Here is a 7,666-nt window from a genome sequence, read left to right as displayed (position 1 = left end):
CCGCCGCGTCGGCCTTCGGGCCCGGTTCCGGGGCCGGTGAGCCGGCGGGCGCGGCGGGCCGGTTCGCCCCGCCGCGCGGCTGGGCGAGGATGACGGCGCCGATGACCGCGGCGGCCCCGAGGAGCTGGAGCGGGCGCAGGCCCTGGTCGAGGAACAGGTAGCCGAGGACGGTCGCGCACAGCGGCGAGATCAGCGACAGGAACGACACGGCCAGGGCGGGCAGCCGCGCGATGCCGCGGAACCACAGGACGTACGCGATGAGCGCGCCGATGACGCTGAGGTAGGCGAACCCGCCGACGTTGGCCCAGGTCAGCTGCTCCGGCAGGGCCTCGCCCGCCAGGGTGATCGGCAGCAGCACGAGGCCGCCGACGGTGAGCTGCCAGCCGGTGAACGTCAGCAGCGTGACGCCTTCGGGGCGGCCCCACCGCTTCGTCAGGACGATGCCGGCCGCCATGGAGAGGGCGCCGAGCAGACCGGCGACGACACCGACGGCGTCCAGTCCCGCCCCCGGCTGGAGCACGAGGAGCGCGATGCCCGCGGTGGCGATCACGGACGCGGCGACGTGCACGGGCTTGATCCGGTCGCCCAGCATGAGGGCGCCGAGCAGCAGCACGATCATCGGCTGGATCGACATGACGAGCGCGGCCACACCGCCCGGCAGGTGATAGGCGGCGAGGAAGAGGAAGTAGAAGAACGCGCCGATGTTGAGGACGCCGAGGACGGCGGCCCGCCACCACCAGACGCCCCGGGGCAGGACCCGGGTGACCAGCAGCAGGACCAGGCCGGCCGGCAGCGCCCGCACGGTCGCGGCCAGCAGCGGCACGTCCGGCGGCAGGAACTCCGTGGTCACCAGGTACGTGGACCCCCACACCGCCGGGACGAGGGCGGTGACCGCGGAGGTCGTGGCGAGGCGCTGCCCCGTCATGCCCGGGCCCCGCAGTCGGTGGTGCCGAAGAACCGGTCACCGAAGTCCCCGATGCCGGGGATCATGAAGGCGTGCTCGTTCATGGCCTCCTCGACGGCGCTCGTGACGACGCGCACGCCCGGGCGCTCGGCGGCGACGCGGCGCAGCCCCTCCGGCGACGACAGGAAGTTGACCATGATGATGCGGTCCTCGGCCACGCCCGCGTCGACCAGGACGTCGATGGCGGCGAGCGCGGAGCCCGCCGTGGCGAGCATCGGTTCGAGCAGCAGGACGTGGCGCTCCGCGATGTCGGCGGGCAGGTGCCGGTAGTAGAGGTGCGGCAGCTTCGTCTGCTTGTCGCGCTGGATGAGGATCTTGCCGATGGGCGCGCCCGGCAGGATGTCGCGCAGCTCGCCCTCGATGGCCTCGCCGGCGCGGATGACGGACACGGCGCACGGCTTGGCGTCGAGGACGAGCCCCTGGTAGGTGGCCCCCACGGGCGTGGTGACGTCCTTCTTGGCGAAGGGCAGCAGGTCGCACCCGGCCTCCAGGAGGAGGCGCATGATCCGGCGGGAGTAGAAGACGAAGTCCTCCCGGGCGCAGCCGCGGTCGCGGATGATCGTGTGCATCGCGCGGAGCTGGTCGGTCTGCGGCAGCGGGTGGACCTGGGCGGGCGCGGGGCCGGTGCGGTCGTCGGGGGTGGTCTGGACGGGGTGGCCGGTGGTCGGGCCGGTGGTCACGGCGAACATCTCCTCGGTGTTCCTCGGCGCGGTCGCGTGGCGCCGTTCCACGGGCGGCGCGGCGCGTGCGCGGCGCCCGGTCGGCGGCGCGGCACGTGGCGGCCGGGGGCTGACGACGGGTGGTGACGGGTGGTGACGGGCTGCGGCTGGGCCGCGCGGCGGGCTGCGGTGCGGGGAGGTACGGGGAGGTACGGGGAGGTACGGGGTCCCGGAACGCGGCGCGGGGGGTGCGGCACTGCGCACCCGGGGCGTACCGCTGGGGCCGGCGCGGGTGGTGCGGGCTGGTGCGGGTGCTGCGGGTGATTCAGGAGCTCTGGCGGTACGGGTGATGCGGGTGATTCAGGTGCTCGGGCGGTGCGGGTGCTGCGGGTGATTCAGGAGCTCGGGCGGTACGGGCAGTGCAGGAGCTCGCGCGGCGGCTCGGCGCTGGGCGGGCGGCTACGCGGTCCGGCTGACCTGCGGTGGTGCCACCGCAGGCCGGGGTGCGGCTGCGACCGGCGTCCGGCCCGTGCCGCGCACGGCCCGGGTGTGCTGCTCGGGGCCACCGGCGTCGGGGCTCGGGTCCGAGCTGTTGCGGCTCGAAGCGCGGGGTGTGCGGCTCGGACCGGGTGCGGCGTGCGGCCGGCGGGTGCGGACGGCCACTGGGCGGTGGGACCCGGGTCGCCGTCGCGAGGCCCAAGGGCGTACGGGCGGACAGCGGCCTTCGCGGACGTCCGCGTCGTCCCCGCCGCCGACGGGAGCAGCGCGCCCGCGACCGGCAGAGGTCCGCGGCGCACGGCCCTCGACGTGGACGGCCCGGTAGGGCACCCGGCCGGACCGCCCGTCCCGGCGGGTGCACGCCCACGCCCGGAGGGAGCCGTTCCCGTACCGGCCGGACGGAACACCGCAGCACGGACCGGAACATCAGACACCGGGCACCGGACACCGGGCACCGGGCACCAGGCGTCCCGCGCGCCTGCCTCGGGCGCACTCGCGGGGCCGCAGGACGGCAGCGCGATCCGGTGCCCGCCATGCCGGGCCGCGGCGCGAGCGCCGCTGCCGCACGGTCGGGCCCCGGCGGAGCCGTGCGGCCTGCCGCGGACGACGGTGGGGCGACGTCCGCCGCGGGCCGGGGACCCGGTCCGCTCCGCGGCCACCGGGCGGCCGGGTCAGACGAGGCGGTCGCCGCCGTCGATGTCCTCGAAGGCGCGGCGGGCCTCGGCGATGAACTTGGCGACCTTGGCGCGGTCCTTGCGCCCGTCGGGGCCCTCCAGGCCCGTGTGGGCGTCGACGGCGGCGGGCCGCACGGCGCGGATCGCGTCCCCGACGTTCTCCGGGTTCAGGCCGCCCGCCATCATCAGCGGCTTCGGGGAGCGGCGGACGAGCTCCGCGGAGACGTTCCAGTCGTGCGTGAGGCCCGTGGCGCCCTTGGCACCGGTCTTCGGGTCGAAGGTGTCGGTGATGTACATGTCGACGTACGGGTGGGTCTCGTCGACGAGGGCGAGCAGCTCCTCCGCGTTGTCCTCCTTGACGACCAGCGACTTGAGGACGAACAGCTCGGGGCGCAGCTCCTTCAGGCGCCGCAGCTCCTCGGTTTCCACGTCGCCGTGGAGCTGGACGGCGACGACGCCGAGCTCGTCGCAGAAGGCGCTGACCTCGTCGGCCTTGGTCAGGTAGCTGATGAGGACGCCGGCGTGGGGGGCTTCGAGGCCCTTGATGATCGCGGCGGCGTCCTGCTCGGGGATGTCGTCCTTGCCGGAGGGCAGCCGCAGGGCGAAGCCGATCCAGTCGGCGCCCTCACCGATGATCATGTCGGCCTCGGCCGCGTCGATGATGCCGGCGACCTGCACGAGTTTGTTCACCGTGGTCATGAGAATTGTCCCCCAGACAATTGGTTTTCCGCGCTACTATGGGATTCGAATTTTGCAGAAACAACACGTGAACCTGTAGGAGTTCTGACGTAGGCGTGCGCGAAGAGCGCGCACGGCGAGACCCGAGACACGCCCCTGAACAGGGAAGATCGCGGGCTGATTTCGTCTCCCGGCATCAGAAATTTCCGACACAGAAAACGTAGGCGCCGGTCGGGAATAACGTCAAACGAATCAGCTTCGGATTATCGAATAGCCCCATCGGGAAAACTGGGCCCCCCACGGCCTGGGCCCTGGTGGGCGAATTCGGATCAGGCGTCCGCAGGGGTGTCGTCGGCCAGTTCGGCGACGCCCGTGATCCGGTGGAGGGGGTAGGTGCGGACCTCGTCCGCCGTGTGGTCGTACGCCGTGACGAAGCCGCCCTCGACCCGGACGGGCGCGATGACCCGCTGGCTGGCGGCGCCGTCGGCGTTGACGTAGCCGATCCACACGGCCGTGTTCGTGAGGGCCGCGGCCTGCACGGTGGCGAGGGTCTCGGCGGGCGAGGTGCGGGGCAGGCCCCCGGCGGTGGTGGCGGCGGGCTCCGGCTTGCGCGGGGCGGTGGCGGCGCGGTCCCCGGCGCGGATGGCGTGCACCGCGGCGCCCAGGAGCGTGGCGTCCGGCACGGGCGGCCCGTCGGGGACGGGCGCCGGAGCGGTACGGGGCGGGGTGCGGGGGGCGTCGGCGCGGGCGATCACGACGTCGCCCTCCGCCGACTCGGCCGCCGGTGCGTACCCCAGGGAGCGCAGCCCTTCCAGGAGCGTCGCCGGGTCCGCCCCGGCCGCCAGGACCGTGGGTGCGAGGCGGCGCAGGCCCAGCGGGGCGGAGCGGCGGTCGGCGAGGATCTCGCCCAGCAGGGTGTCGTCGTCGCAGCGCAGATAGGAGGAGGCTGCTCCGACGCGGAGGTGGCCGTGCCGGCGGGCGACGTCGTCGACGAGGTACGCGAGGGGCTGCGGGACCGGGGTGCGGGAGTGCTCGGCGAGGAAGGCGTGCAGCTCGGCCGCGGTGCGTCCGGCGTCGAGGGCGCGCCGTACAGAGGCGGGCGTGAAGCGGTAGACGGTGGCGCCGCCCTTGGACTCGACGTCGGCGAGCACGGCGAGGGCGTCGGCCAGCGGCCTGCGCAGGGGGCCGGGCGCGACGGCGGTCAGGTCGGCCTGGAGCAGGACGTGGTCCACGGGCTCCGGCAGCAGCGGCGCGAGCAGCGCGACGGCGGCCTCGGCACCGCCCGCGGGCGCGGCCCCGGCCGCACCGGTGGCACCACGGACTCCGGTGACGCCGGCCCCCGCACCTGCCCCACTCCCCACACCAGTACCAGCACCAGCACCAGCACCAGCGGCACCTTGAACGCCGCCGACCCCGGCCGCACCCCCAGCACCCACCCCGCCGACCTCGTCGGCCCGGCCGACCCGGCCAGCCCCGTCGGCCCCGTCGGCCCCGGCAGCCCCAGCAGCCCCAGCAGCCCCAGCAGCCCCAGCAGCCCCAGCAGCCCCAGCAGCCCCAGCAGGATCCTGCACACCGGTCCCGGCGCCGCCCCCTGCCTCGACGGCCCTCACAGCCCCACCTGCTGACCCGACGTCACCAGCGGGGGCGTCGGCCCCCGTGCCGCCGGTCGCGGCGGCGCCGGTCTCCCGACCCGCCCCGGCAGCCGGCCCGACCGGCTCCACCGCCGTCGGGTCCACCACGGCGTCCGCGTCCCGGCCCGCCCGGTCACCGCCGACCGCGGCGGCCCGCCGCTCCTCCCGTACCGCCTCCACCAGCGCCCGGCCGTGCGCCGACAGCGCGCCGCGGCCCGTCACGCCGAGCAGCTCCGCCTCCTCCAGCGTCCACGTCGCCAGCCGGGCCCGCAGCTCCGCGCCCGTGCCCTGGGCCTGGCCCCGCAGCGGCCGCTCCCACCGGAGCCGCGCCAGCACGGCCTCCGCTTCCGGGGCGCCTCCCGCGGGCAGCGCGGCCAGCAGTTCCAGGACCCGGCGGCGCACCTCGGGCGCGGCGCCCCGGTCCAGGTCGGGGCCCAGAGCGGACAGGGTGCGGCCCTTGGCGTCCTGCCCGCCGACCAGCCCCGCCGTGCGGGTGGCCGCGAGCCACACCTCGGCGAGCGTCACCCAGCGGCGCGCGGCCGGCAGGTCACGCCACTCGTCGTACGCGGGCGTCGGCGCGTACCGCTCGTCGGCCTCGCCGTCCGAGGCGAGCAGACCCGCCCCGTACGTGAGCTCCAGCCAGAAGGCGGCGACGCGTTCGGACACGTCCAGCAGCGCGGCGGTGCGCCGCAGGTCGCGGACCGCCATCCCGCCGGCCCGCAGCACGGGCGGCCCGCCCCGGTCCCACGCCTTGAGCAGTTCCTCGACCGTGGCGAGCGCCGTGTGGGCCTGCCCGGCCGCGGCGCTGTCCACAACCTGTGGACGGTATTCCCGCGCCGCCCCCACGGCGGGCGGCCTCGGCTGCGGCTCCCGGTGGGCCCGCCCGCCGCGCAGGTGCAGCGCCGCCTCCCGCGGCAGGACGACCATGCGGGCCGAGGCGGGCAGCAGCAGCCCCCGGTCCCGCAGCCACCGCACGGGCGGGGTGGGGCTGGCGGTGACCTCCCCGTAGGGCGGCCCCCACACGAGCCGGTCGAGCACGGCGAGCGCTTCGACGGGCGCCTCGTCCAACAGCGCGGACATCCGCTCCCGGTCGGAGAAGAGCGCGCTCAGCGCGGTGACGGCGGACACCGGATCATGAGTGGAGGGCAGCCCCACGGCCTGCAGGATCTCCTGGAGCCGCTGTGGCGACATCCCTGACGTGGCCTCGGCGACCGTCGGGCCGAGCCCGGTCGGCGAGGGGTGCTGGGGCGAAGGGGTCAGCAGTTCCCGTGCGGTCCGCACCAGCCGCAGCCGGTCGTCGCCGCCCCACACGAGGGCCTGGTCGCGCAGCGCCCCGATGGCCCGGGGCAGCGCGGCCGCCACCTCGTCGTCGCCCCCGTCGCCCGCCATGAGCGCGAGGAGCACCCCGTACGGCGCCGGGTCGGGCGCCACCGCGAGGGCCTCCGCCGTCTGGAGCGCGAACCGGTCGAGCCGTTCCAGCGCCCGGACGACGGAGGCCCGGGTCCCGGCCCGGGTGGCGAGCTGCGTCAGGTCCCCGGGGACGGGCGCCAGCAGGTCGGGCCGCGCCCGCAGGAGCGCGGCGAGCGCCTCGTCGTCGCGGCCCCGCAGGGCCGCGGCCAGGGTGCGGGGCGCCGCCGCACCACCGTGTTCCTCGGCCACGTGCGCCTCCCTCTCCCGCTCGCCGCTCGTCATCCGGACCACGTTAGCCCCTGCCACGGGCCGAGGCGCTACCGTCGAGGGGCGTCGGCCGCGGAGGGGTGCAAGGGCCTGTGGACATCGAGAGCGACCAGTTGGTCTTCGACTACCTGAGCCGGGTCGGCGACCTGGCGCAGCAGCGCCAACTGCCCGCGAAACAGCGGATGAACCTCGTGGCGTCGCTGCGCAACGAGATCGCCCGCCGGCGCGAGGACGGCGCGGACACCCCGGCGTCGGTACGGCGTGTCCTGGCGGGCCTCGGCACACCGGAGGCGGTGGTGACGGCGGTGGCGAGCGGCGCCCTCGCCGTGCCGGAGCAGCGCACGTCGAGCACCCCGCGCCCCGCGGCCGAGACGGCGGGCGCGGCGGACGCCCGCGGCGCCCGGCCCGAACCCGACTGGTGGCGCGTCGACGCAGGCGCTCCGGGTGCGGCGCCCGACCCGGCGGCGGCGACGGACCTGTTCGCGGCGGGGCCGGTGCCGGGTTTCCTGGGCGGCGTGGAGATCCCCGACCTCCTCGAACCGCCCAAGAAGGACGAGGACGACACCGAGGACACCGCTGCCGACCCGGCGGGGAAGGCCGACCGGCGGCGCGCGCTTCTGCGCCGGCTGCCGCTGCTCGGCCGCCGCCCGGCCCAGGCCGGTGACGCACCGGCGGAGGCACCCGCCCAGGAGCCGGCACCGCCCGCCAAGCTCCGTGCGCGGCTGCGCAATCCCCTGCTGCTCGTGGCGGCCGCCCTGCTGGTGGCCGGTGTGGCGTTCGGGTCCTGGCTGGCCCTGGGCGGCGGCTGGGTGCTGGCGTACGCGTCGGGGAAGCTGAGCCGCGCGCAGGCGAAGTGGGCGGTGTTCGGCCTGCCGGGCGTGGCGG

The 7,666-nt window shown here is 76.2% G+C and carries 5 protein-coding genes; 1 reads left to right on the top strand and 4 read right to left on the bottom strand.

What is annotated here, in order from left to right; translation table 11 throughout:
- From BJP40_RS31040 to BJP40_RS36045, 4 genes are all read right to left on the bottom strand, one after another.
- Positions 1–925: EamA family transporter (locus tag BJP40_RS31040; protein WP_079171613.1), on the bottom strand; the 925-nt coding region annotated here is incomplete at its 3' end.
- Positions 922–1,653, bottom strand: a complete 732-nt coding sequence (upp, locus tag BJP40_RS31035; RefSeq protein WP_079171612.1) for a uracil phosphoribosyltransferase — start codon at positions 1,651–1,653, stop codon at positions 922–924. The genes BJP40_RS31040 and upp, both read right to left, overlap by 4 nt.
- A gap of 1,139 nt (positions 1,654–2,792) precedes the next feature.
- Positions 2,793–3,494: a phosphoribosylanthranilate isomerase gene (locus tag BJP40_RS31030; RefSeq protein ID WP_079169345.1), complete on the bottom strand. Its 702-nt coding sequence runs from the start codon at positions 3,492–3,494 to the stop codon at positions 2,793–2,795.
- Positions 3,495–3,802: 308 nt separating this feature from the next.
- Complete coding sequence (locus tag BJP40_RS36045; protein ID WP_079171611.1) at positions 3,803–6,796, bottom strand: helicase C-terminal domain-containing protein; 2,994 nt, start codon at positions 6,794–6,796, stop codon at positions 3,803–3,805.
- Positions 6,797–6,873: 77 nt separating this feature from the next.
- Here BJP40_RS36045 and BJP40_RS31015 point away from each other — a divergent pair.
- Positions 6,874–7,666 (top strand): hypothetical protein (locus BJP40_RS31015; RefSeq protein WP_071284333.1); only part of this gene is annotated, 793 nt, incomplete at its 3' end.

Origin of the sequence: Streptomyces sp. CC53, from assembly GCF_001865245.1 — a bacterium.
GTDB lineage: Bacteria > Actinomycetota > Actinomycetes > Streptomycetales > Streptomycetaceae > Streptomyces.
Note: the sequence above shows the minus strand (reverse complement) of the source record. Positions and strands in the feature narration are given on the sequence as shown.

Coding starts and splice junctions, on each gene's coding strand:
- upp (WP_079171612.1), bottom strand. CDS start 1,653: ATGTTCGCCGTGACCACCGGCCCGACCACCGGCCACCCCGTCCAGACC.
- BJP40_RS31030 (WP_079169345.1), bottom strand. CDS start 3,494: ATGACCACGGTGAACAAACTCGTGCAGGTCGCCGGCATCATCGACGCG.
- BJP40_RS36045 (WP_079171611.1), bottom strand. CDS start 6,796: ATGACGAGCGGCGAGCGGGAGAGGGAGGCGCACGTGGCCGAGGAACAC.